Annotated in this window: 20 protein-coding genes and 3 tRNA genes; 8 read left to right on the top strand and 15 right to left on the bottom strand. The window is 63.4% G+C overall.

The features are described 5' to 3' along the window. Window positions 1–47 precede the first annotated feature (47 nt). The 10 genes from GE253_RS16550 to GE253_RS16505 form a co-directional block, all read right to left on the bottom strand. Window positions 48–614 carry a DUF1993 domain-containing protein gene (locus tag GE253_RS16550; protein ID WP_153205259.1) on the bottom strand — a complete coding sequence of 189 codons (567 nt, stop codon included), beginning with the start codon at window positions 612–614 and terminating at the stop codon, window positions 48–50. A 426-nt stretch (window positions 615–1,040) separates the two neighbouring features. Then, window positions 1,041–2,336: an adenylosuccinate lyase gene (gene purB, locus GE253_RS16545; RefSeq protein WP_153205258.1), complete on the bottom strand. Its 1,296-nt coding sequence runs from the start codon at window positions 2,334–2,336 to the stop codon at window positions 1,041–1,043. Window positions 2,337–2,473: 137 nt separating this feature from the next. Further along, window positions 2,474–4,990, bottom strand: coding sequence for an ATP-binding protein (locus GE253_RS16540; protein ID WP_348770881.1), 2,517 nt, complete (start codon window positions 4,988–4,990; stop codon window positions 2,474–2,476). Window positions 4,991–5,133: 143 nt separating this feature from the next. After that, window positions 5,134–6,429, bottom strand: coding sequence for an adenosylhomocysteinase (gene ahcY / locus GE253_RS16535; RefSeq protein ID WP_153205257.1), 1,296 nt, complete (start codon window positions 6,427–6,429; stop codon window positions 5,134–5,136). Between the two features lie 177 nt (window positions 6,430–6,606). Next, on the bottom strand, window positions 6,607–8,556 hold the full coding sequence (gene cobT / locus GE253_RS16530) for a cobaltochelatase subunit CobT (RefSeq protein ID WP_153205256.1): 1,950 nt from the start codon (window positions 8,554–8,556) through the stop codon (window positions 6,607–6,609). Window positions 8,557–8,787: 231 nt separating this feature from the next. Next, on the bottom strand, window positions 8,788–9,096 hold the full coding sequence (locus GE253_RS16525; RefSeq protein WP_153205255.1) for a hypothetical protein: 309 nt from the start codon (window positions 9,094–9,096) through the stop codon (window positions 8,788–8,790). Window positions 9,097–9,185: 89 nt separating this feature from the next. Further along, the gene (gene cobS, locus GE253_RS16520; protein ID WP_247878703.1) at window positions 9,186–10,190 is read right to left on the bottom strand and encodes a cobaltochelatase subunit CobS; all 1,005 of its coding nucleotides are present in this window, start codon (window positions 10,188–10,190) and stop codon (window positions 9,186–9,188) included. 52 nt (window positions 10,191–10,242) lie between these two features. Continuing rightward, window positions 10,243–10,833: a DnaJ domain-containing protein gene (locus GE253_RS16515; protein WP_153205254.1), complete on the bottom strand. Its 591-nt coding sequence runs from the start codon at window positions 10,831–10,833 to the stop codon at window positions 10,243–10,245. Window positions 10,834–11,272: 439 nt separating this feature from the next. Continuing rightward, window positions 11,273–12,052 (bottom strand): polymer-forming cytoskeletal protein, encoded by a 780-nt coding sequence (locus tag GE253_RS16510; RefSeq protein WP_247878702.1) that lies wholly within the window; start codon window positions 12,050–12,052, stop codon window positions 11,273–11,275. 71 nt (window positions 12,053–12,123) lie between these two features. Next, window positions 12,124–12,819 carry an EI24 domain-containing protein gene (locus tag GE253_RS16505; RefSeq protein ID WP_153205370.1) on the bottom strand — a complete coding sequence of 232 codons (696 nt, stop codon included), beginning with the start codon at window positions 12,817–12,819 and terminating at the stop codon, window positions 12,124–12,126. Between the two features lie 201 nt (window positions 12,820–13,020). Between GE253_RS16505 and GE253_RS16500 the strand changes: the two genes are divergently transcribed. Continuing rightward, entirely contained in the window at window positions 13,021–14,007 is a 987-nt protein-coding gene (locus GE253_RS16500; RefSeq protein ID WP_348770880.1) for an adenosine kinase, read from the top strand. A 448-nt stretch (window positions 14,008–14,455) separates the two neighbouring features. On the opposite strand, the gene GE253_RS16495 is transcribed toward GE253_RS16500, so the two are convergent. From GE253_RS16495 to GE253_RS16480, 4 genes are read right to left on the bottom strand one after another with little or no spacing between them, the layout of a single operon-like run. Continuing rightward, window positions 14,456–14,875, bottom strand: a complete 420-nt coding sequence (locus GE253_RS16495) for a DUF971 domain-containing protein (protein ID WP_247878701.1) — start codon at window positions 14,873–14,875, stop codon at window positions 14,456–14,458. 2 nt (window positions 14,876–14,877) lie between these two features. Then, on the bottom strand, window positions 14,878–15,090 hold the full coding sequence (locus GE253_RS16490; RefSeq protein WP_153205252.1) for a Trm112 family protein: 213 nt from the start codon (window positions 15,088–15,090) through the stop codon (window positions 14,878–14,880). A 27-nt stretch (window positions 15,091–15,117) separates the two neighbouring features. Further along, window positions 15,118–15,780, bottom strand: coding sequence for an LON peptidase substrate-binding domain-containing protein (locus tag GE253_RS16485; RefSeq protein WP_153205251.1), 663 nt, complete (start codon window positions 15,778–15,780; stop codon window positions 15,118–15,120). Next, entirely contained in the window at window positions 15,777–16,697 is a 921-nt protein-coding gene (locus GE253_RS16480; RefSeq protein ID WP_153205250.1) for a co-chaperone YbbN, read from the bottom strand. The genes GE253_RS16485 and GE253_RS16480 overlap by 4 nt, the downstream gene beginning before the upstream one ends. A 239-nt stretch (window positions 16,698–16,936) precedes the next feature. On the opposite strand from GE253_RS16480, the gene GE253_RS16475 reads away from it, so the two are divergent. The 4 genes from GE253_RS16475 (at window position 16,937) to GE253_RS16460 (ending at window position 19,380) form a co-directional block, all read left to right on the top strand. After that, a tRNA-Gly gene (locus tag GE253_RS16475) sits at window positions 16,937–17,011 on the top strand. A gap of 40 nt (window positions 17,012–17,051) precedes the next feature. Further along, window positions 17,052–17,126 (top strand) — tRNA-Gly (locus GE253_RS16470). 85 nt (window positions 17,127–17,211) lie between these two features. After that, window positions 17,212–17,286: transfer RNA gene (locus GE253_RS16465), tRNA-Gly, on the top strand. A 288-nt stretch (window positions 17,287–17,574) separates the two neighbouring features. After that, complete coding sequence (locus GE253_RS16460; RefSeq protein ID WP_348770879.1) at window positions 17,575–19,380, top strand: potassium/proton antiporter; 1,806 nt, start codon at window positions 17,575–17,577, stop codon at window positions 19,378–19,380. 194 nt (window positions 19,381–19,574) lie between these two features. Here the strand turns inward: GE253_RS16460 and GE253_RS16455 are convergent, their stop codons facing one another. After that, window positions 19,575–20,636, bottom strand: coding sequence for a PLP-dependent cysteine synthase family protein (locus GE253_RS16455; protein ID WP_153205248.1), 1,062 nt, complete (start codon window positions 20,634–20,636; stop codon window positions 19,575–19,577). Between the two features lie 227 nt (window positions 20,637–20,863). Here GE253_RS16455 and GE253_RS16450 point away from each other — a divergent pair, with 227 nt between their 5' ends. From GE253_RS16450 to GE253_RS16440, 3 genes are all read left to right on the top strand, one after another. Continuing rightward, window positions 20,864–21,346, top strand: a complete 483-nt coding sequence (locus tag GE253_RS16450; protein ID WP_153205247.1) for an Lrp/AsnC family transcriptional regulator — start codon at window positions 20,864–20,866, stop codon at window positions 21,344–21,346. Window positions 21,347–21,385: 39 nt separating this feature from the next. Next, window positions 21,386–22,336, top strand: a complete 951-nt coding sequence (locus tag GE253_RS16445) for a LysR family transcriptional regulator (protein WP_153205246.1) — start codon at window positions 21,386–21,388, stop codon at window positions 22,334–22,336. A 474-nt stretch (window positions 22,337–22,810) separates the two neighbouring features. Further along, window positions 22,811–25,063, top strand: coding sequence for a TonB-dependent receptor (locus tag GE253_RS16440; RefSeq protein ID WP_173012682.1), 2,253 nt, complete (start codon window positions 22,811–22,813; stop codon window positions 25,061–25,063). The last annotated feature ends 27 nt before the right edge of the window (window positions 25,064–25,090 follow it).

Here is a 25,090-nt window from a genome sequence, read left to right as displayed (position 1 = left end):
GCAAGCCGGTGGCGGATGCATCAACAAAACAGGAACATGGGGACACTTCACGCGGCAGGTATCGTGCCGGGTCGCAGATAGGCGAACATGTGCGGTACATAATCGGCCTTACCCAGATTGATCCCCTGATTACGCAGGATCGCGTAGGCTGTCACCAGATGGAAATGGAACTGGGCCAGCGCCCAATCCCGCGCATACTGCTCCCCCGTCATATCGAAGATCATGCCATTGGGCAGCGCCAGGGTGATTGGCCGTTGCGCACCGGCATCCAGCGCGTCGGGCACAAGACCATCCAGGAAGCCGAGCGCCTGCGCGATACGGGCCTTGGCGTCAGCAAGGGTTCCCGGCTGCTCGCCGGCATTCCGGCCCATCGCAGCCAGTTGCTCCAACTCTGGCGGCAAGGGCTCCCCGCGCAACCGGTAAACGGCTTCCTGGGCCTGTAGGCAGACGAAGCATACTTGTGAAGACAGGGGATACATGTCGGGTGCCAGCCGGGCTGACAGCAGCGCTTCCGCATCGGCCTCAGGTAACTGTGCCTGTGCCTTGTCCAGCCAGCCCGACATGGCGCGCAGCGTCTGTTTGTAGATCGGCACTAGAAGGTTGGTCAGCGACATCAGAACACCTTTCAGGATGGAAGGACGCCATGATGCTGGTTTTCCAGTGCCGCCGCCATTGCCGCGTGCCACCGGGACATCCAGTCCGCCTCTCTCATACCAATCTCCCTTGATCGTGACCGATCCAGGGAGATTTTGCGTTCCCTCAGGCGCCGGGCGGGCACTTCCGTGCCCTTGGCTTGGCACCGCACGCGCGGCGGGCCGGCAGTCGCCGGCCTTCAACCCGCCTAAAGGTTAACCTTTAGGCGGGTTGGTATCAGCGCCCCAACACCCCATCAAGCGCCGCTGCCTGTGCCGTCATGCCGGCAAGGTTGGGGTGGTAGGGCATGCCGCCTGCTGTTGGACAGGATTACCATCGGTCAAGAATTTTGACCGATGGCATGTTACCTCTGTCCTGATATCGCGCCCTGCATCAGAGCCCGACGCTTATTCCCCGAACACGCGGCGGAAAATCGTGTCCGCATGTTTGGTGTGGTAGGCCAGATCGAACACGTCATCGATCTGCGCTTCGCCCAGATGCTGCACCACATCGGCGTCGGATTTCAGCATGGTGCGGAAATCCTTGCCTTCCAGCCAGACCGGCATGGCGTTGCGCTGCACGGCGCGATAGGCATCCTCGCGGCTCATCCCTGCCTGGGTCAGGGCCAGCAGCACGCGCTGGGAATTATGCAGGCCACCCAGCATATCCAGATTTTTCTGCAGGTTCTCGGGATAGACCACCAGCTTTTCCACCAGACCGGTGGCGCGGGCCAAGGCAAAATCCAGTGTCACGGTGGCGTCGGGGCCGATCATGCGCTCGACCGAGGAGTGGGAGATATCCCGCTCGTGCCACAGGGTGACATTCTCCAAAGCCGGGGTGACATAGCCGCGCACAATGCGGCTCAGGCCCGACAGGTTTTCCGACAGCACCGGGTTGCGCTTGTGCGGCATGGCGCTGGAGCCCTTCTGGCCGGGGGAGAAATATTCCTCCGCCTCGCGCACTTCGGACCGCTGCAAATGGCGGACCTCGGTGGCCAGATTGTCCAGGCTGGCGGCGATGACGCCCAGCGTGGCAAAGAACATGGCATGGCGGTCACGCGGGATCACCTGGGTGGAATGCGGCTCCACCGAAAGACCCAGCTTTTCCGCCACATATTCTTCGACGGACGGGTCGATATTGGCAAAGGTGCCGACCGCACCGGAAATGGCGCAGGTGGCAATCTCGGCACGCGCTGCTTCCAGGCGCTTGCGGTTACGGGCAAAGGCCGCGTAATGGCCGGCCAGCTTCACGCCAAAGGTCGTCGGCTCGGCATGGATGCCATGGCTGCGGCCGATGGTGGGCGTGTACTTGTGCTCCAGGGACCGGCGCTTCAGCGCATCCAGCAGCTTGTCCAGATCGGCCAGCAGCAGGTCGGCGGCCTGGGTCAACTGCACGGCGAGACAGGTATCCAGCACGTCGGAACTGGTCATGCCCTGATGGACGAAGCGCGCCTCCGGCCCGACATGCTCGGCCAGATTGGTCAAAAACGCGATGACGTCATGCTTGGTCTCGCGCTCGATCTCGTCGATGCGGTCGATCTCCCAGGCCCCGCGCTCCCACACGGCCTTGGCGGCCTCGGCCGGGATCACCCCCAGCTTGGCCTGCGCATCGCAGGCATGGGCCTCGATCTCGAACCAGATGCGGAACCGGTTTTCCGGTTCCCAGATACGGGTCATTTCGGGGCGGGAATAGCGGGGGATCATGGTCGTCGGCCCTGGCGCTGAAGGTGTGGCGGGAAAGGCGGGGCGGACCATAAGGGCAAGCATCCAGCCTGACCAGTGCCGGACGGGACAGGGTGCCATGTTCCCCGCCATTGATTTCCGGCCGGGAGCGAATGATTTCAGCCGCCCTGACCGTTGACCATGTCGATCGGGCTGACCAGGATCGGCTTGTCGGACAGCGGCAGGTGGCAGCGCACGATGCAGCCGATCGGCCCGTTGCTGTCGATGCTGACGTGGCCGCCATGCAGTTCGACAAAGCTTTTCACCAGGGACAGGCCCAGCCCGGCGCCGTTGCTGCCCCCGCCGCCCTGCCCACTGCCGCGTTCGAACCGGTCCAGCACCCGTTCGCGGTCATGATCGGCAATGCCGACACCGGTATCGGCCACGGCCAGCACCAGTTCGCCGGGCTGGCGGCTGGCGGACAGCACGATCCGTCCGCCGGCGGGGGTGAATTTGATGGCGTTGCTGACCAGATTGAACAAGGCCTGTTTCAGGCGCTTTTCGTCCCCTTCCAGGCGGCCGATTCCGTCCGGCACCTCCACCTTCAGTTCCAGCGCCTGTTTGCGCGCCCAGTCGCGCGTCAGTCCGGCCACTGAATGCACCAGCTGGGCCACGTCGAACTGTTCACGCTCCAGCGTCATGAAGCCGGCCTCAATGGTGGCCAGATCCAGGATGTCGTTCACCAGCGACAGCAGGCGGCGGCTGGCCTCCAGCACGCCCTTGGCATATTCCTGCTGCCGGTTGTTCAGCGGCCCGAAATACTGATTATGCAGGATTTCGGCAAAGCCCATGATGGCGTTCAGCGGCGTACGCAGCTGATAGGAGACATTGGCGATGAATTCGGCCTTCAGCCGGTCGGCCGTCTCCAGCGCCTCATTGCTGGCGCGCAGGGCGGTTTCCACCCGGTCGCTGTCGGTCACATCCAGGCAGGACAGCAGCACGGCCCCATCGGGCAGCGGCACCAGCGCATAGCGCAGCACGGTGCTGTCGGTCCGCCGCAGCAGGCCGGATTCCGTCTTGCGGTCCAGCAGCCGTTCCACCAGCTGGCGGCGCAGCAGCGCCCATTCCCCGCCATCCTCCAGCAGCCCACGCACCGCCTCCACCAGCTGGTTGGCGTGCGGTTCGCCGCGCAGGGCAGCAGCGGGCAGGTTCCACAGGCGGCGGAAGGCGGGGTTCCACAGTTTCAGCCGGCCATCGCCGCCGATCACCGCCACCCCTTCGGCCAGATTGTCCAGCGTCTCCTGCTGCACGGCCATCAGGGTATTGTAGCTGGATTCCAGTGCCAGCGTATGGGTCACATCCTCTGACACGAACATCAGCCCGCCGAACGGGTGCGGCACCACCAGCGAGCGCAGGGTGCGCCCGTCGGGCAGATGCACCAGTTTTTCCAGCGGGTCGATCAGGGAGGTGAACAGCCCCAGCTGTTGTTTCTTCCAGCGCGGGAAATCCGCCTCTTCGGTCAGTTTGCGGCTGGCGCGCAGCTGTTCCAGCACCTCGCCATAGGCGGGTTCCTCCGCCAGCCAGCCGCCATCCAGGCCCCACAGCTTGGCATAGGCCTGATTATGGAATTTCAGTCGCGTGTCGGGGCCGAAAATGGCGATGGCGGAACCCAGCTGGTCCAGTACATCGCCATGGGCGGCGATATGGCGGGCCAGCTCGTCCCGCAGCGCCCGTTCCTCCGTCCGGTCGATGGCCAGCCCCAGTTGCGACCCATCCTCCAGCCGCAGTTCCATCAGGCTGTAGAGGCGGCGGTCACCTTCCACCACCAGGAACCGGTCGTCACGCGCCGGCGCGCCGTTGTCGCGCGCCTGTCGGGCCAACGCCAGCGGGTCGCCAAAACTGCTGCCCGCCAGCTCCAGCCCCTGGCGCACCACCTTGTCCGGCTGGCTTTCCAGCAGACGGGCATAGGCATTGTTGCACCAGTTGATGGACAGGTCGGCCCCGCGCCGCCACAGCGGCACCGGCAGGTTCTGCAACAGGACCAGAATGTTGGCATGGTCGTCACGCAGCGCCGCCAATTGTTCGGCCCGGCGCATGGACTCGGCGGCGCTGGGCGTAATGTCGCGCAGCCACAGCACATGGATGGTCGCCCCCTCCACCCCGCTGGCATCGGCGCCAGCGGCCCCCACGCCGCGTCCGCCGCTGGCCTGAAAAATGCGCGATCCGTCGGCCAGCCGCACGGCGATCTGGAAAGGCTGGCCCTTATCGACCAGATGGCGGAAGGAACCATGCAGAGCGGCGGCATCGCTGGGGGCCAGCGCCTGTTCAATATCATCCAGCCGGTTGATGCGGCCCAGCCCCAGCAGCCGGGGCAGGGAGGGGGAGACGGCCAGCCGGTCAGAGGCCCCGCTGTCGGTGGGGGCGGCCTGGGCGAACCAGCCATCGGGCACGGCATCCACCAGGGCCGCCAGCCGGGCCTGTTCGGCCCGCGCCTCCACCAGGGCAATCTGCTGCGCCCGGCCCCAGGCCAGGATGCGCAGCAGTACCGCCAGGATGATGGTCAGCAGCGCCAGGGCCAGCAGGCCGACCATCGGCGTCACCGCCTTCCAGAAAGGCAGCAGCAGAAGCCCGACGCCAGCCAGCCCCAGCAGGGCCGCCATGGCGATGGCGATGAAGGGGCCGATCGCGTTCCTCACAGGGAGGGAGTTTGGCCATGGCGGCGACGGGTTGCAAGTGTCGCGCGCGATATCATCAAGGTGTTGTTAACAAAAACCCCCGCCGGATCGCTCCGGCGGGGGTTTTCAAAAGCAGAGGTGCCGGGACCGACACCCGCCAGCCATCAATAGCGGTAATGGTCCGGCTTGAACGGGCCGGCAACCGGCACGGCGATATAGTCGGCCTGTTTCTGGGTCAGCGTGGTCAGCTTGGCGCCGATCTTATCCAGATGCAGGCGGGCCACCTTCTCGTCCAGGTGCTTGGGCAGCACATAGACCTTGTTTTCATAATTGGTGTGGTTCTGCCACAGCTCGATCTGGGCCAGCACCTGGTTGGTGAAGCTGGCGGACATCACGAAGCTGGGGTGACCGGTGGCGCAGCCCAGGTTCACCAGACGGCCCTTGGCCAGCACGATCAGGCGCTTGCCATCGGGGAACACCACCTCATCGACCTGCGGCTTCACCTCGTCCCAGACATAGTTCTGCAGGGAAGCGATCTGAATTTCGCTGTCGAAATGGCCGATATTGCAGACGATGGCGCGGTCCTTCATGGCGCGCATATGGTCCAGCGTGATGACGTCCACGTTGCCCGTGCAGGTCACGAAGATGTCGCCCAGCGGGGCGGCGTCTTCCATCGTGACGACCTGATAGCCTTCCATGGCGGCCTGGAGCGCGTTGATCGGATCGATCTCGGTGACCAGGACGCGGGCACCCTGGGTGCGCAGCGAAGCGGCGGAACCCTTGCCCACATCGCCATAGCCGGCGACGACGGCGACCTTGCCGGCGATCATCACATCGGTGGCGCGCTTGATGCCGTCCACCAGCGATTCACGGCAGCCATACAGGTTGTCGAACTTGGACTTGGTGACGCTGTCATTCACGTTGATGGCCGGAACCTTCAGCGTGCCGGCCTTCACCATTTCATACAGGCGATGCACGCCGGTGGTGGTCTCTTCCGACAGGCCCTTAATGTCGGCCAGCATTTCCGGATACTTGTCGTGCATGATCTGGGTGACGTCGCCGCCATCGTCCAGGATCATGTTCGGGGTCCAGCCATCGGGGCCGCGCAGCGTCTGCTCAATGCACCACCAGAACTCTTCTTCCGTCTCACCCTTCCAGGCGAAAACCGGGGTGCCGGCGGCGGCAACAGCGGCAGCAGCCTGATCCTGGGTGGAGAAGATATTGCAGGAAGACCAGCGCACGGTGGCGCCCAGGGCCGTCAGCGTCTCGATCAGCACGGCGGTCTGGATGGTCATGTGCAGGCAGCCGACGATGCGGGCACCGGCCAGCGGCTTGGAAGCGCCATATTCCGCGCGCAGCGCCATCAGGCCCGGCATCTCGGTCTCGGCGATGGTGATCTCCTTGCGGCCCCAATTGGCCAGGGAGATGTCCTTGACCTTGTAATCGGTGAAGGCGGACATGGCGGCTCCTTGCGTATCAACGCTGCAGGTGATGTGAGGAAAAGCTGTTCAGACGGCGGGCAGGCAAGGGCTTGCCACCCCACCGCACGTTGCCGGCAGGTGTAACAGCAGGCCGCGTACCGGGCAAGCATAAAGATATCTTTATGTGTGCATCTATACCGACGGACCGGTCCCCGGTCACATGCCGCGCGATCCCATCATGGCGGCATAACCGGTCCGCCGGGGGGCAGGGGCATCGGCCTGGGTGATGATGGGCTGCGGCGGCGGGGCATAGGCCCCCAGCCGCTTGGCCCCCACCTCATCGAACAGCTCCGCCAGCTTTTCCATCATGGTGCCGCCCAATTGCTCGGCATCGATGATGGTGACGGCGCGGCGGTAATAGCGGGTGACATCATGGCCGATGCCGATGGCCACCAGTTCCACCGGGCTGCGGGTTTCGATCCAGTCGATCACCTGGCGCAGGTGCCGTTCCAGATAGGCCCCGCTATTGACCGAGAGCGTGCTGTCATCCACGGGGGCACCATCGCTGATCACCATCAGGATGCGGCGCTGTTCCGGCCGGCCGATCAGCCGGCTATGGGCCCAGAGCAGGGCCTCCCCGTCGATATTCTCCTTCAGGATGCCTTCGCGCAGCATCAGGCCCAGATTCTTGCGCACCCGGCGCCAGGGCGCATCGGCCGCCTTATAGACGATATGGCGCAGATCGTTCAGGCGGCCGGGGTTCAGCGGCTTGCCCGCCGCGATCCAGCGTTCACGCGCCTGCCCGCCCTTCCAGGCCCGGGTGGTGAAGCCCAGAATTTCCACCTTCACGCCGCAGCGTTCCAGCGTGCGCGACAGGATATCCGCACTCATCGCCGCGATGGAGATGGGGCGGCCGCGCATGGAACCGGAATTGTCGATCAGCAGGGTGACCACGGTATCGCGGAAATCCGTCTCATTCTCCCGCTTGAAGGACAGCGAGGTGGTGGGGTTGATGACGACTCGGGCCAGCCGGGCCGCGTCCAGCATCCCTTCTTCCAGGTCGAATTCCCAGGACCGGGTCTGCTTGGCCAGCAGGCGGCGCTGCAGCCGGTTGGCCAGCTTGGAGATCATGCCCTGCAGGTGCTGCAATTGCTGATCCAGCATCAGGCGCAGGCGGGCCAACTCGTCCGGGTCGCACAGATCGGCAGCATCCACCACCTCGTCGAAAGCAGTGCTGTAGGCACGATAGGCGGCGGGGTCCGGCTCGTTCCGGCGGGATTGCGGCGGCGGGGTGCCGGGGTTGCCGGGATCTTCCGATCCGTCCCCATCGGCCAACTCGCCTTCGCCTTCTTCGCCATCCTCGCTGCTGCCCGCCTCTTCCTGGGCGGCCTGGCGGCGCTGCTGGGTGGTCTGCTGCTGTTCATCTTCGCCAGATGCCTGCTGGCCCCCCTGCTGTTCCAGGTCATCATCCTGGCCGCCGCCATCCGGCGCGCTGTCGGGGGCCTGATCTTCGGCCCCTTCCTCATCCTGCGGGTCGGACCCGACCTCCATATCCATGTCGGACAGCAGGCGGCGCACGGCGCGGGCATAGGCTTCCTGATCCTCGATCAGGGTGGCCAGCTTGTCCAGCGAACCGCCCAGCTTCTGCTGTACCGTATCGCGCCAAAGCTGCACCGCCCCGGCTGCAGAGGCGGGCGGTGTGGCACCGGTGATGGCCTCCCGCGCCAGCAGGCGCAGCACCTCTGACAGGCTGGCCTGTTCGCGGTCATTGATCTTGTCGAAGCCCATGCGCCGGTAGCGTTCTTCCAGCGTGGCTTCCAGATTGGCGGCAACCCCGGTCATGGCGGTGGCGCCGATCGCCTCCACCCGCGCCTGTTCCAGCGCCTCATAGGACTGGCGGGCCTGCTCGCTGTTGGGCATCAACTTGGCATGGATGCCGGCATCATGGTGGCGCAGGCGCAGGGCGGCGGCATCGGCCGCCCCGCGCACATTGGCCACGTCCTTGGGGTTCAGGTCACGCGGCGGCAGCGGCACGCGCACCCGGTTGCCATTCAACCCAGGCGGTTCGGCGGAAAAGCCGACCGTGACATCCCGATTATCCGCCAACGCCCGCACGGTGGCGGTGGTGGCGCGCTTGAACATCTCAAGGGGGGATTCCTGGGTCATGATCTTTCACATTATATCAATCCCCCTTGATCGTGACCGATCCGGGGAGATTTCAAGTTCCCTCAAGCGCCGGGCCGGCGGTCGCCGGCCTCCACTCCACCTGAAGCTCAAGCCTTAGGTGGGGTGGTCTTATTGACAGCAGGCCACCCGCCGGGGGGGGGGCAGATGGTAAGGGGCCCATCACCCCTTGCCATCGCCCAAACCTGTGCCGGTGAGGCCCCCCGTTGCGGGTCAGTTGCCGCGCGGCGTGCGATCAGCCATATCGCCGCGCTGCATCTGTTCGGCTTCCTGCCGCTGCAGACGGTACTGTTCATCCCATTCCGCCTTGGTGCGACAGACCTTCTTCTTGGCCAGCCGTGACCCGGTGGTCGTCTGCGCCTTGCAGATCTCCCGATTGGCGTCAGGATCAGCCGGAGCCTGCGCCGCCGGTGCGGCCGGGCTGGTCGCCACCTGGTCCTGGTTGGATTGTGCCCAGGCGGTGGCGGTCATCGGCTGGGCCATCAGCAATATAACCGCCAAGCTGGAAATTACTTTCTTCATCTTCAACTCCCATTCGGTAAGCCCCGTGCGGTCACCGTAATGGAAACCGCCCGATCCCGCAATCGCGCCACCGGGCGGCATGAACAGCCTCAGACCAGCGTGCCCTTGAAGGCACCGGTCGGCAGTTCCTGGCCGAAGCAGCGCTGGTAATATTCGGCCACGGCCGGGCGTTCGACCTCGTCGCACTTGTTCAGGAAGGTGACGCGGAAGGCGAAACCGATATCGCCACCAAAGATGGCGGCGTTCTGCGCCCAGGTGATGACGGTACGCGGGCTCATCACCGTGGAGATGTCACCATTGATGAAGCCGGCGCGCGTCAGGTCGGCCAGCCGCACCATGGCGGCCACGGTGCTGCGCTTTTCCTCGGTGTTATATTCCGGCACTTTGGCCAGCACGATCTCCGTCTCCTGCGCGTGGGGCAGGTAATTCAGGGTCGTGACGATGTTCCAGCGGTCCATCTGACCCTGGTTGATCTGCTGGGTACCATGATAGAGGCCCGTGGTATCGCCCAGCCCCACCGTATTGGCGGTGGCGAACAGGCGGAAGGCCGGGTGCGGCCGGATCACCTTGTTCTGGTCCAGCAGGGTCAGCTTGCCTTCCACTTCCAGCACGCGCTGGATGACGAACATCACGTCCGGCCGGCCGGCATCATATTCATCGAACACCACGGCGCAGGCGTGCTGCAGGGCCCAGGGCAGGATGCCTTCCCGATATTCTGTCACTTGCTTGCCATCGCGCAGCACGATGGCATCCTTGCCGATCAGGTCGATACGGCTGATATGGCTGTCCAGGTTGACGCGCACGCAGGGCCAGTTCAGTCGGGCGGCCACCTGCTCAATATGGGTGGATTTGCCGGTGCCGTGATAGCCCTGCACCATGACGCGGCGGTTATAGGCAAAGCCCGCCAGGATGGCCATGGTCGTTTCGCGGTCAAAACGATACGCCATGTCCCGTTCCGGCACATGCTCGGTTGCGGTGGAGAAGGCCGGCACCACCATGTCGCTGTCGATGCCGAACGTGTCACGCACCGAAACGGTGATATCGGGCAGCGTGTGCGGGGTGGCCTGGGGAGAGGTTGCCATATCGGGTGCCATGATTTCCGGTTCTGCGAGGTCTGGTTCGTCGTCAATCGGGTGGGTTAGGCCGCTATTGCCCGCTGCCGAAGGCGGCCTTCAGGGTGTTGTAGGCCTGGTTGATGGTTTTCAACCGTTCCTCCGCTTCCTTGCTGCCGCCATTGGCGTCGGGATGGTGCTGTTTGGCCAATAGCCGGTAACGCGTCTTGATGGTGGCGAAATCGGCATCGGGCGGCAGCTCCAGCACGGCCAGCGCCTCTTCCTCCGGCGTGCGGGGTTTGGGGCGCGGGGGCTGGCGCTTGGTTTGTGTCTCGTCCCCCGACCAGTCGGCACCGAAGGCGAAGCCGCCATTGAAGATTTTGTCGCGGGTATTGCGCTCCCGCGTGCGCCAGTCGCCCATGGGCCAGGTCGGGCGCTGCCAGGTGGTATCCTGGCGCAGATGCTTTTCGATCTGCTCCTGCGTCATGCCGGCGTAGAAGTCCCAGGACTTGTTATATTCCCGCACATGATCCAGGCAGAACCACCAATATTCGTTCAGCTTGTCCCGCCCCTTGGGCGCCCGATACTCCCCATGCCCCGCGCAGCCGGGATGCTCGCACAGCCGCAGCTGGCTGCGGGGCTTCTCCCGGAAATCAAAGGACAGGTTGGGTCGGTTCTTCTGCATGGGGGCTGAGTATGGGGGCGGGCCGGCGGGCTGGCAAGGAACTGGATGGAAAAGAAGACCGGCCATGCGCCGACGCTTTTCTTGAGGGGTGAGGGCGGGGGAGCATTCAAAAAAACCCCGCCCGGTTGATACCGGGCGGGGTTGTCGTTGACCAGCCCTTTCAACCAGGGCTGATCATTGCCGAAATCATATACCCAAGTGCCGAATAAATTCGGCAAAATGCTCAAACGCCGCACGGGCTTAGGTATACCCAGTTCCGGGATTCTCCCGTCACTTGGGTATACCAATCTCCCTTGATCGTGACCGATCCAGGGAGATTTTTGTTCCCTCAGGCGCCGGGCGGCGGCATCCGCCGCCTTGGCTTACGCGGGCGCGAACCCGCGGGCCAGCGGTCGCTGGCCTCCAATCTGCCAAGGGTCAAACCCTCGGCAGATTGATATCAATCCACCAGACCGCTGTCGGCCAGCGCCGGTGCCGGGCTGTAGACCGGCGCCGGTGACGGGGCGGGGGCCTTGGCGGCGATACCGGTCAGCACTTCCACGGTGCCGGAGAGCTGGCCGCCATTTTCCACTTCCAGCGTGCCATAGCGGATATTGCCCTGGATCTTGCCGGTGGCGCGCACCCGCAGGGTGCCGCGCACGGTGATGTCGCCTTCGAAGCGGCCACCAATATCGGCATCATCGATTTCCACCGAGCCTTTGAACAGACCGGTATCGGCGATTTCCACGATGCGCCCGTCACGCAGCTTGGCTTCCACCGTGCCTTCCACCACCAGCACGTCGCAGGCGGCAATCTCACCCGACAGGCTGATATCGCGGCCGACGATCAGCTTGCGCATTTCCGTGGCCGGGGTGGCGCTGTCACCGCTGGGGGTGGTGCGCTTAGGCGGGGTGCCAGGAATATCCACCACGCGGCGCGGAATATCCGACTTCAGCGCCGCACCGGGAGCCGTGCCGGGGGCGGGACTGGTGGAAAAGGGCGTGTTCATCGATGGCCTCGTGCTGGTTTCGGAACCCGTGCTGGGTGGGGTAGGGCTGACGAAAGGCGAATAGGCGCCGCGTTCCCCGGCCGCCGGGGTTGCAGGGGCCTGCTGCGGGGCGGGTGCATCCACGGCCTGCGCGAAACCGGGGCCCCCGCCGCTGGCCGGCGCCGGCTCAGGAGCGGGCGGGGGCGGTTCCGGCTTGACGGGCATGGTGGGCGGTTTCTGGCGTCGGAACATGGTGGAAAAGTCCCTGATCTCGCTGCAACGGGCGGTGTTGGCGCCCCGGTGGCCGAACCTGCAAATGGTTATCACATCTCCGGCCGATTCGCAGCCGCCTCCGGCGGCAATGAACGTCGGATCTGTTCAAAAAGATGCACCATGAAGGCCGCGGCCACGACGGGCACGACAAGATTCACGATCGGCAGTGACGAAATAAAGGCAATAATGATGCCGGCCGCAAAAAGTCTCAGCTTCTCGCGGGAGCGCAGCCAGCGTACCCCCGGTTTGTTCAGCCGCCGTACCGCCACCAGTTCATAATATTCCCGCCCGATCAGATAGCCATTGACCAGATAGAAGACGAACAGATTGACCACCGGCACAAAATAGAGCGGCAAAGCCACCAGATTCAACAACAGCACCAGCCCCAGAAAACGCAGGCTTTCCAAAATGGAACGCCAGAGCGGGATTTCCTGCGCCGGCCCCAGATGCGGGTAATGCCGGCGCTCCACCGCATCCACAATGCCATCCAGCATCAGGGAGGAGATGGCCACGGTGACGGCGGGAAACATCATCCAGGCCAGGAACAGCCCGGCCAGCCCGCCCAGCAGATCGATACCGGTATCCAGCCAGGGAATATCAAAGAAGCTGGTATGGGTCAGCGCCCAGCCGAACCCGGCCAGCAACAGGGCGAACATCACAAGGCTGCCCAGGATGGACAGGATGATGGTGCGGGTGAATGCCTTGTCCGGCAGTTGCAGGATGGCACGTGTCAGATGGGCAATCATCACGGTGTGAGCATCCCTTATACCCGCAGCATGGGCCGCGCGGCGGCGTCGCAGCATTACCGCCGGTCAAGAATTTCAGCCGACGGTATTATTCGCCATCCATGCGTTCCAAGCGACCATATGGGTATCAGGCTGCACTTGCCGCAAGGCCCGCGATGTCTATACTCCACACCAATTTCCCTGATTGGTTGGAGAGTATTCGTGACGACTGCGTATGATGTCGTGGGTATCGGCAATGCCATTGTGGATGTGATCGCCAAGGCGGATGAGGCCTTCCTGACCGCCAATGGCATGGCCAAGAGCGGGATGCGTCTGATCGACGCCGCGCAGTCGGAAGAGCTTTACAACAAGATGGGGCCGGGGCTGGAAATGTCCGGCGGGTCGGCCGGCAACACCATGGCTGGCATCGCCGGCCTGGGTGGCAAGGGGGCCTTCATCGGCAAGGTGGCGCATGACCAGCTGGGCAAGGTCTACCGCCACGATATCCGCGCCGTCGGCGTGCGTTTCGATACGCCCGATCTGACCGATGGCACGCCCACCGGCACCTGCCTGATCCTGGTGACGCCGGACGCGCACCGCACCATGAATACCTTCCTGGGGGCCTGCCAGCTGCTGACCCCGGATGATATTGATCCGGCCCTGATCCAGTCGGCCCAGGTCACCTATCTGGAAGGCTATCTGTGGGATCCGCCCGCCGCCAAGGAAGCCTTCCTGAAGGCCGCCAAGCTGGCGCATGAGGCTGGGCGCAAGGTGGCCCTGTCCCTGTCCGATGCCTTCTGCGTGCATCGCCACCATGAAAGCTTCCTGGAGCTGGTGCGCGACCATATCGACATTCTGTTCGCCAATGAAAGCGAGATCACGGCCCTGTATGGCGGCGATTTCGAGAGTGCCGCCGCCGCCGCCCAGCGTGATGTGGAAGTGGTTGTGCTGACCAAGGGTGAACAGGGCGCTTATGTCTTCACCGGTGGCCAGCGTTACCACGTGAATGCCGAGCCGGTGGCCCAGGTGGTGGATACCACTGGTGCGGGCGATCTGTTCGCCGCCGGCTTCCTGTTTGGCTATACCAATGGCCGTGACCCGGAAAGCTGCGCCCGTCTGGGTGCCATCTGCGCCGGTGAGATCATCAGCCATTACGGCGCCCGCTCGGAAGCCAATCTGGCCGAACTGGCGAAGGCCAAGGGGATGTAAAAACAAGCGACCCGGAGCCACCAGCGTTTATACCAACGGTCATAATTCATGACCGTTGGACGGCGGCGACTGCCGCCGCGCCGCTTGGTAGCGGCGTAGCCAAGTCAGCGGATGCTGACGCCGGCGACTGAGGGGCAGGAAAGATTGACCATCGGTCAAGATTTCATGCCGCTAGCATTACTCGAACGCAGGTGGCTCCGGGTGACTCCGCCTGCGCGCGGATTCACGCCAAGAGGTGATTCTACGGTTTGGCGATCCGCTCCAAAGGTTGACCGTTGAGCCGCTTGGAGGCCGGCACCCTTGGCTTGCGCTGGCCTCCAGAAGCTACGCTATACGGCTCCTGGTATTTAGAGCCGGGTGCGTTTAACCGGAAACGCACCCGGCTCTAAGTCCTTGTTCAGCGAGCGGATTCACGCTCCAAAGCGATTCCGCTTTTCCGCGATCCGCTCTAATGACTTGGGTATCGGGGGGTTGATGTCTCCCGGCTCAGGCCTGCCGCTGCCAGGGCATCCAGATAGCGCCCCCAGCGCGCTTCCTGCTCCCGCCCCAGCTCGTGCAGATAGCGCCAGGTGAAGATGCCGGTATCATGCCCGTCATCAAAACCCAGCCGCACGGCATAATGGCCCACCGGCACCACGCTGGTGATGGCGACATGGCGCTTGCCGGCCACCAGCTTCTTCTGCCCCGGCCCGTGGCCCTGCACTTCGGCCGAGGGGCTTTCCACCCGTAAATATTCCGCCGGCAGGCGGAAGAATGTTCCGTCATCGAAACGGATTTCCAGGCACGCCTCCTCCCGCTTCAGCCGTAACTCCTCCGGCCAATGGCTGGTGCCGTCCATTTCGCTGACGAAATGTTCTTCCGCTGCCATGGTCAGCCGACCGTCGGCTCGTAACGCCGCGCCTCATCCACCAGCATGATGGGGATGCCGTCGCGGATCGGATAGGCGAGACCGGCCTGATCGGAGAGCAGTTCCTGGGCGGCGGCGTCATAGCGGAGCGTGCCCTTGGTCAGCGGGCAGACCAGGATTTCCAGCAGGCGCGGGTCCACCTTGCTGGCGGCGGTTTCGGTGGTGCTGTCGGACATGGCAATTGGCTTTCAGGTGCGGGGGTATCAGTGTCGGCTGTGGTCGCTGTCGGCGCCGGGATCGTGGACCGCCATTTCCAGCAGCGTCAACAGCATTTCCGCCCGCTCCACCGGGCCCGGCGATTCCAGCAGGGCCTGCTTTTCCGGCGGGGTGAAGGGGCAGATCATGGCCAGGGTGGACACCAGCCGTTCATCGGCGGTACGGGCGATGCTGTTCCAGTCCACATCGATCCCCTGCAGCTGGAAATAGCCGCGCAGGGCGCGGTCCAGCCGCCCCCGGTCCAGCGCCGCCGTTTCCGGCCCGCCGGCCAGATCGGCGGTGAAGGGCGACCAGTCGGGGATGACACGGCGATAGCCCCGCATCGTCGCCACTTCTTGCGTGATCAGGAAACGGCTGATCCCGGTCAGGGTGATCAGCAGGCGCCCATCATCGGTTTCGCTGAAACTGGTGATGCGTCCGGCACAGCCGGTGCGGTAGAGCACCGGAACGGCACCCCCGCCCGGCTGCGGCTGGATCATGCCGATCATCCGGTCGGCCGCCAGCGCATCCTGCACCATGTTCAGGTAGCGCGGCTCGAAGATGTTCAGCGGTAATTTTCCACGCGGCAGCAGCAACACCCCCGTCAACGGAAAGACGGGGATGCTGCTGGGCAGCGTTTCGGGGGTGGGGTCGAAGGGATTGCGGCTCATGCAAATAAGATAGAGGACAATTTGCGTCTGGCCATGACCGTCAGCTTATCTGTCGGCCCAAAAGCCTCAAAAAGTTTCAGCAGCTGGGTCCGGGCGGCGCGTTCGTTCCATTCGCGGTCGCGGCGCACGATCTCCAGCAGGGCTTCCACCGCCTCTTCGTTGCGGCCGGCGGCGTAAAGCGCCAGCGCATAATCATAGCGGGCCTGATGGTCGGCCGGGTCGCGGTCAACCGCGGCCTTCAGGTCGCCCAGCGGCCCGGCCTCGGCGGCCTGGCGGGCCAGCTCCAACTGGGTGCGGATGGCGGCCAGCTCCGGCGATTTGGCGATGGCGTCGGGCGCGTTGTCCAGCATCTCCTGCGCGCCCTCGGCCTGTTCCACGGCCAGCAGGCAGCGGATCAGCCCGGCATAGGCGGCGGCATTCTCCGGCTCCTCGCCCAACAGCTCATTGTAGACAGCAGCGGCCTCCTGGGCGTTGCCGGCATCCAGCAGGGCCTTCGCCTCCTCCAGGATGGCGGCAATGTCGATCCCGCCATCCCCGCCGCCCAGCTTGGCCAGCCGTTCGACGAACTGCTTCACCTGGCTTTCCGGCAGGGCGCCCTGGAACCCGTCCACCGGGCGGCCCTGGAAGAAGGCATAGACGGTGGGGATGGATTGCACACGCAGCTGGCCGGCGACGGCCGGATGCTTGTCAGTATCGATCTTCACCATCTTCACCGCGCCCTTGGCGGCGGTGACAGTCTTTTCCAGCAGGGGGCCCAGCGTCTTGCAGGGGCCGCACCAGGGCGCCCAGAAATCGACGATGACCGGCACCTCGCGCGAGGCTTCGATGACATCGGCCATGAACTCGGCGTCGCTGCCATCCTTGATCAGGGCGCTGGCGGGCTTGGGCCCGGCATTATTCGGCACGTTGGACAGCATGGGGCACGTTTCCCGAAAATGAACGAGGATGATGGATCGGCCCGGAACGGCTGTGCCGGGCCTGGAACTCACCGTTATATAAAGTGCGCGCCCAAGCCTCGCCAAGGGTGCAGAACCGGATGGACAGGGTGCGCGCAGAAAATCGCTGATCGCTGCAAGAAAATGCTTGCATCGCAAAAACTCCTGTCTATATTCCGCGCTCACCGCCGGGGACGACCTGGCGGCGATACGGAAAATGGGCGGGCGTAGCTCAGGGGTAGAGCACAACCTTGCCAAGGTTGGGGTCGAGGGTTCGAATCCCTTCGCCCGCTCCATCTTCCGATAGCCGCGAAAGCGGCAGCCGTAACTGGCGATGCGGGCGTAGCTCAGGGGTAGAGCACAACCTTGCCAAGGTTGGGGTCGAGGGTTCGAATCCCTTCGCCCGCTCCAGTTAGCGGAAGAAATGATGGGGCGCTGTTGGGCGTCCCTTTTTGCTGTTGCCCGCGATCAGCGGCCAACAGGTACGACTGGTGATGCGGGCGTAGCTCAGGGGTAGAGCACAACCTTGCCAAGGTTGGGGTCGAGGGTTCGAATCCCTTCGCCCGCTCCAGTTGGTTTTCACGACATTATGCCAAAGAGGCATGGGCCACGTCCCCGCACAAGCCCGCACTGCCGGCGGCAGCGCCCGGCGACTGATGGCGCACGACCGCAAACAGCTTTGGCTGTGACAGTGACGGCTGCCGCCCAGCGTCGACAGACGATTCTATCGTTTCAGGGTCGATTTCTGCTGACAACGCAGAAAATGCAACCCCATCCTTTAGAAGCTCTTCTCATAGGGGTGTCATAGAAGCGACAATTGTCGCATCAGCGCCACATGCGTAAGGGGAGGGGGACGGCAGTGGAAGCCATCAATGAGGCGATCTTCCTGGCGGGCCTGCTATTGCTGCTGTCCATTCTGGCTGGCCGCGTTTCCTCTCGCCTGGGTGCGCCTTTGCTGCTGGTCTTCCTGGGGCTGGGAATGCTGGCGGGGGAGGATGGGCCGGGCCGCATTCAGTTCCATGATTTCCATACTGCCTACCTGATGGGCAGCATGGCATTGGCTGTCATTCTGTTCGATGGCGGCCTGCGCACGCCCGCCGAGACCTTCCGGCTGGCCCGTGGCCCCGCCTTCAGTCTGGCCACCTTGGGCGTGCTGGTGACGGCGGTGGGGACAGGCGCGCTCGCATCCTTCCTGCTGGGGCTGGGCTGGGCGGAGGGGTTCCTGGTCGGGGCCATCATCGCGTCTACCGATGCGGCGGCTGTCTTCTTTCTGCTGAATTTGCGCGGCATGGCCCTGCGCGGGCGGGTTTCCGCCACGCTGGAGGTGGAATCCGGCCTGAACGACCCGATGGCTGTACTGTTGACCGTGCTGGCGGTGGAAATGGTGCTGACGCCGACCGGCCTGTCGCTGCCGATGCTGACGCTGGAATTTCTCCAGCAGTTGATCGGCGGCGCGGTACTGGGGTTGGCCGGCGGCTTTTTACTGGTCTGGCTGGTCAACCGGCTGGATCTGGCTGATGGGCTTTATCCCATCCTGGCCGTCTCCTTCTCCCTGTTCATTTTTGGCGGGGCGCAGGCGGCGGGGGCATCGGGGTTCCTGGCGGTCTATCTGGCCGGCTTCATCCTGGGCAATCGCCGGCACAAGGCCGACCGGCTGATCCGTCGCTTCCATGATGGGCTGGCCTGGCTGGCCCAGATCGGCCTGTTCGTCATGCTGGGCCTGCTGGTCACCCCGTCACGGCTGGAACCTTATCTGCTGCCCGGGGGATTGGTGGCAGGGGGGCTGATGCTGCTGGCGCGGCCGCTGGCGGTGTTCCTCTGCCTCGCCCCTTTCCGTTTCACCTTGGCGGAACGGATTTACGTATCCTGGGTGGGGTTGCGCGGGGCGGTGCCCATCGTGCTGGCCACCATTCCGGTGCTGGCCGGGGTGCCGGGGGCCGATGCCTATTTCGCTGTCGCCTTTGTGGTGGTGCTGCTGTCGCTGCTGATCCAGGGCTGGACGGTGGGGCCGGCGGCCCGGCTGCTGGGCCTGCTGGCCCCACCCCAGCCTGATCCGCCCACCCGGGCCGATGTGGACTTGCCCGATGGCAGTGGTCAACTGGCTGTGTTCACCGTGGCCCGTGACAGCGAGGCAGCCTTGCGGGGCCGGGGCCGGCTGTTGATCCCGGAAACGGTGCAGATGCTGGCGCTGATCCAGAATGGCCGCCCGGTGCGGCCGGAAGATGCGGTGGGCCTGCAGCCGGGCGATACGGTACTGGCCATGGGGGATCAGGAAGCGCTGGCCGTGATGGACCGGCTGTTCGGCCGACGGGTGGCGGCGCTGCAGGAACGCCCGGCGGGCGACTTCCAGATTCAGGCCGATATGCCGGCCGCCGCCGTGGGCGGCATGTACGGGTTTGACACGGGCGGGAAGGACGGGGACAGCCTGGCCGACTATGTCCGCCAGCGGCTGGGCCGCACACCGGCCCTGGGTGACCGGGTACGGGTGGGAGAGATTGACCTGATCGTCGCGGCCATGGAAGGTGACCATGCCAGCCTGATTGGTATCGATTTGACACCGCCCACCGGTGGATTGGATGCCTTGCGCAGCCGCTGGCGCGAGATGCGCAGGCATATACCCCGCCGCCGCACGCCGGAAAAACCGGCGGCCGACGCGGCAGAATAGTCGTTTCAGGGTTGGCGTTATATACCCAAGTGCCGAATAAATTCGGCAAAATGCGCAAACGCCGCTCGGGCTTAGGTATACCCAGTTCCGGGATTCTCCCGTCACTTGGGTATACCAATCCGTCGGAGGCAGCGCCCGGCACCGGAGGGAACGCAAAATCTCCCTGGATCGGTCACGATCAAGGGAGATTGGTGTTAAACCGCCAGCGGCAGGAAGTGCTGCAGCCGGGCCGTGCCGGCATGGGTATCCAACCTTTTGGCGGCCACCCAGGCATCATCGAAACAGGTGGAAGCGTAGCGTTCCCCTGGATCGCAGAGCAGCGTCACGATGGAGCCGGTCGCCCCCGACGCCACCATCTCGCCAATAAGTTCCAGACAGGCGACAATATTGGTGCCGGTGGAGGGCCCGCAGCCGCGGCCCAGCACGCGGCTGATATGGCGGGCGGCCATGATGCTGGCGCTGTCCGGCACGGCGATCATGCGGTCAATGACCTCCGGCATGAATGAGGGCTCCACCCGGGGCCGCCCGATGCCTTCCACGCAGGAGACGGGGCCCGTCACGGTCAGCACCGACCGATCGGCATAATGGCGGTGGAAGACGGAATGTTCCGGGTCAGCCACGCAGAGATTGCTGCTGAACCCGCGATAGCGAATGAAGCGGCCGATGGTGGCCGAGGTGCCGCCGGTGCCGGCACCGCAGACGATCCAGGCTGGCACGGGATGGCGTTCGCGGGCCATCTGGTCGAAGATGCTGTCGGCGATGCAGCCATTGCCGCGCCAGTCGGTGGCGCGTTCGGCATAGGTGAACTGGTCCAGATAATGGCCGCCGGTTTCGCGCGCGATGCGTTCGGCCGTATCATAGACCTGCCGTGGATCATCCACCATATGGCAATGCCCACCCTGATGGCGGATGGCCGCCACCTTTTCCGCCGCCGTGGCGGCCGGGATGACGGCGATGAAGCGCAGGCCCAGCAGCCGGGCGAAATAGGCTTCCGACACGGCGGTGGAGCCGGAGGAGGATTCCACCAGCGTCGTTTCCGGCCCGATCCAGCCATTGCACAGCGCGTGCAGGAACAAGGAGCGGGCCAGCCGGTGCTTCAGGCTGCCGGTCGGGTGGCTGGATTCATCTTTCAGATACAGATCGATGCCCGGCGCATGGGCCAGCGGCACGCCGATCAGATGGGTGTCGGCCGAGCGGTGCTGTTCGGCCCGGATGATCTCCACCGCTCTGGCCAGCCATTCGCGTTGCTTGTTCATGCTACCCTGTCCTGTACCTGATCCTGTTCTTGTCCCCGCCATGGCGCATCGGCAGCCGGGAAGGGGTCTTCTTTTTTAACCGCAGACGGGCGGGATGTGTTTGCAATGTCATGCGGAGGGGTGAGATATTGCGCAACATAAGTGTATGATGCGAGAAATTGGCGCAAAATTTTTGCGCTATGGCCGGAAAGGCTCAAACCAGTCCCGGTGATTGTCAGGATATGCTCATGATCAATGCGCGCGATATTGCCATTCTCGACATTCTGCAGCGCGACAGCGACACATCCCTCAGCGAGATGGGGCAGAAGGTGCATCTTTCCCCCTCCGCCTGTTCGCGCCGCATCGCGCAATTGCGGGAGGCGGGGTTCATCCGCCGCAATGTGGCGCTGCTGGATCGCGCCACGGTGGGCCTGCCCACCACCTTGTTTGTCACGGTGGGTTCCGGGGAACATAGCGAGGAATGGACCAGCCGTTTCCGCCAGGCCCTGGCCGAAATCCCCGAAATCGTGGAGGCGCACCGGATGACAGGATCGGTCGATTACATCCTGAAAATCGTGCTGCCCAATGTGGAGGATTATGATCGGGTCTATAAGCAACTGATCCGGCGGATCAACATGACCGATGTCAGCGCCTTCATCTCCATGGAGACGGTGAAATCGGTGGAGGCGCTGCCCTTGACGGTCTTGCGCAATGCCACCAGTCAGGGATGATGGTGCGTGCCCGCCCGCTCCCTGCCCCGGTGATGTCCCTTGTCTTCTGACCAGTTACCCCGCCTGCGCCGGCTGAACGCCAATTTGCTCTACGCGCTCTATGCCGTGCTGGAAATGCCGACCCTGACGGAGGCAGCGCAGAAAATGGCGCTGACCCAGCCGGCGATGAGCATGGCGCTGCGCCGGCTGCGCGACCATTTCGGCGATGAACTGGTGATCTATGGCCCCACCCGGCAATTGACGGCACTGGGAACGGCGCTGCGGCCGCGCGTCGGGCGGCTGTTGCGGGAAATCGACGACACCTTCCATCTCTCGCTGGATTTCGAGCCGACCCAGGCCAAGGGCAGCGTCATTCTGACGGCACCGGAGGCCATTGAGCTGCTATTCCTCAGCGTGGTGGTGGAGAAGATTCTACAGACGGCACCGGGGCTGGATATCCAGCTGATACCCTTTGAATATGGCCGGACGGACCGGCTGTTCGAACGCGGGGCGGATGTGGCCATCGTCCCGGTGACGATGGCCGACGGGGAGTTTTGTTCGCAACCCTTGTTCGATCATGGGTTGAGCGGTCTGGTCTGTCGCAATTTCCCCATTCCTACCCCCGGTGGCAACATATCGCGGGAAACCTATCTGGCAGGCCGGCACGCCGCCCTGTTCGACACCATCGATCAGGCCATGTTCGCCATGCATGAACCGGATGATCTGTTTCGACAGCGCCGTATCGTCGTGCGCACGGCCCATTATTCCATGCTGCCGCGCCTGGTGATGAACAGCGACCTGATCGTCACCACCAGCGATTGGTTGGCCCAATATTATGCCAACGAATTGCCGGTTAAAGTGGTTACGCTGCCTGTCATCAAGAAACCCACCACCATGGTGGCGCAGTGGCAACGCCACCGGATGAACGAACCGAAGATCCGCTGGATCATCGATATATTGTTCACATCCATCTCTTGGCTAAACAAGTTTCAGGCAGGGAGCCGGGTTTAGAGGGGGCCCGGTCCCAGCGACCCCGACCAGTGTGGTCTCCCCGTCAGAAGGCCATAAATCAAATTGATGACATATTAATTATTATTGATTTGCATTGATCCTGAGTGCACCCCAGCATACTGGCAGATGGGTGACGTAATCATCACCGCCGCTGGCGGTAAAATGGACGATGATCCGGCTTCACCCAAAATAACGCGTAGATAAACAACCGGTATTCACGCCATGCGTGCATTCACGCGTGAATAAATATCCGGAAACAGGGTTACCAAAAACTTTCCCTCATCTGCCGTAGGGGGAGAGAACGGGCTTGGACGTCAAAAATCCACAGTCAAATAAACCAAACCTCCATCATTTTGGTGGAGCAATAATAATGAACGGGCGTAGGCGACAACAATTGTTCTGCAAAGGGGGCTTTGCGTGTCCAACAAAATCACATCCTTTCTCCTGAGCACGGCCACGATGCTGGCTGTCCCGATGGTTTTGGCGCCGCAGATGGTGATGGCGCAGGAGCGCACCATCAGCGTGCCGGCCATGGATATGGGCGAGGCGCTGCGCCAGATCGCGGCCCAGTCCGGCACCAAGATCGAGATAGACCCGGATGCCGTGCGTGGCCTGACCTCGCTGCCGGTTACCGGGGCCCGCACGGCCGAAGAGGCCATTGACCGGGCGACAAAGGATACAACGCTGCTGACCATGCCGGGCAATGACGGTTCGCTGGTGATCGTCAACGGCATCATCGTGCTGGCGCGGCGTGACGAAGCGGAGACCAGCATTCTGGTCCGCTCCACCTCCACCTCTTCGCGCATGGGACAATCCCTGCGGGAGCAGGCGCGCAACAATCAGGTGATTTCCTCCCGCCTGATGGCCGAACAGCAGAGCCAGACCCTGACGGATGCGCTGCGCAGTGCCGGCGGTGTTGTGGTCAATAATGCGACGGTGCAGGGCGGCGTCAGCTATTCCGTGCGCGGCTACGCCTCCAACGGTGCCGTCAACGGGATGTCGACGCCGGGCAGCAGCACCTTTGCGGTCGGCGCCACCCAGCCCATCGCCAATATTGAACGGCTGGAAGTGCTGAAGGGGCCCGATGCCATCCTGCTGGGTGGCAACAGCATGGGCGGTACCGTCAATCTGGTGACCAAGAAGCCCAGTGCGGAAGCGCGCATTTATGGCAGCGCTGAAACCGACCGCTGGGGGCTGGCCAAGGGTACCGTCGATGCCAATGGCGCGCTGAATGAAGAGCAAACCATCTCCGCCCGTGTCATCGGTACGGCCGGCAAGGCCGATCGCAATTTCGGCGGTTACCGTGGCAACGAGGAATATCTGCTGGCGCCCTCCCTGCGCTACAAGAGCCTGGGCACCGACGCGCTGGTGAGTGCCACGCTCAGCAAGCAGATCGCTGGCGTCGTTCCCTATGCCGCCCTGAGCCCGACGACGAAGCAGCCCTTCGCGGTCGATTATTCAAAGCCCCTGGTCGGGGGCAAGGATCAGGGGATCGAGATCAAGACCAAGCAGGTCGATCTTGACGTGACCCAGGAACTCACCAGCTGGGCGACCCTGGTCGTCAAGGGTCAGCATCAGGAGGCGGATCTCCAGCTCTCCCAATATTCGCCCTTCGCCGTGCTGTCGGGTGATGGCACGTTGCTGGTGTCCAGCGGCGGGGTCCAGCAACATGCCAACAGCAACACGGTGGACAGCTTCGTCCGGACGCATTTCACCACCGGGCCGGTCGAACATAAGTTTCTTGCCGGTTTCAATTACTTCGCCAGCGATGTGTCGGCAGGCGAACCGGTGAGCGGTGGGATGGCGCCGTATAATTTCCTGACCAAGAAGCCCACCCTGGCGGCTTTGAACAACACCTACAAGCCCAGCTTTGACCTGGATAGCACCCAGCGTGGCGTTTACGGTCAATATCTGGTCAGCGCCTGGGATCTCAGCCTGCTGGCCGGGGTGCGGCGTAACAAGACCAACACCTCCTCCTTCATCTATTACAATAAATCCAGCCTGAAGAATGAAGGCGTGGCGACAGTCCCCAATTTCGGCGCTGTTTATAACATCAACGATCATATCTCCGCCTTCGGTACCCTGGCCTTTGGTTATCAGGCAACTTTTGCCACCAACCGCCGGGGGGAACCCCTGCCGGATACCAGAACGCGCAATTCAGAAGTTGGTCTGAAGCTCGATCTCTTCGATGACAAGATGCTGGTCAACGCGTCCTGGTTCCGTCTGCGGCAGAGCAACATGCTGATGAACGACCCGACCGCTCCGCGCTTTCAGATTTCCGGTCCCGGGCAGTTGGGCGAGGGCTATGACTTCAATGTCACCGGGGAGCCGCTGCCCGGACTGTCGGTCGTCGCCACCTTCACGCACACGGAATACAGCTATCTGACGCCGTCGAGCTTCGGGAACACCGTCGTCGCGCAACCGATGAATGTCTACAGCCTCTATTCCTCTTACCGTCATTCCATCACGGATGAGATGAAGGCGGGTCTGGGGGCGGGTATCTATGGCCGATCCGGTGCCGCGATGGATCGGCGCAATCTGAACCGCGTCCCATCCTCTGTGCAGGTCGATGTCAACGCCTTCCTGACCTATGGCGATATCGACGTCAATCTGGGTGTCCGCAATCTGTTCAATCGGCGGAACTATGGTCCCACGGTCAGCACCAGCTATGTGCCGCTGGGGGAACCGCGCTACTGGCGGTTGAGCGTCGGTTATCGTTTCCTGTAAGCCCGTGAGCCTGTGATCGGATCAGCC

The organism is Niveispirillum sp. SYP-B3756 (assembly GCF_009495745.1).
Taxonomy (GTDB): domain Bacteria; phylum Pseudomonadota; class Alphaproteobacteria; order Azospirillales; family Azospirillaceae; genus Niveispirillum.
The sequence above is the reverse complement of the archived record's forward strand: the minus strand, read 5'-3'. Positions and strand labels throughout refer to the sequence as shown.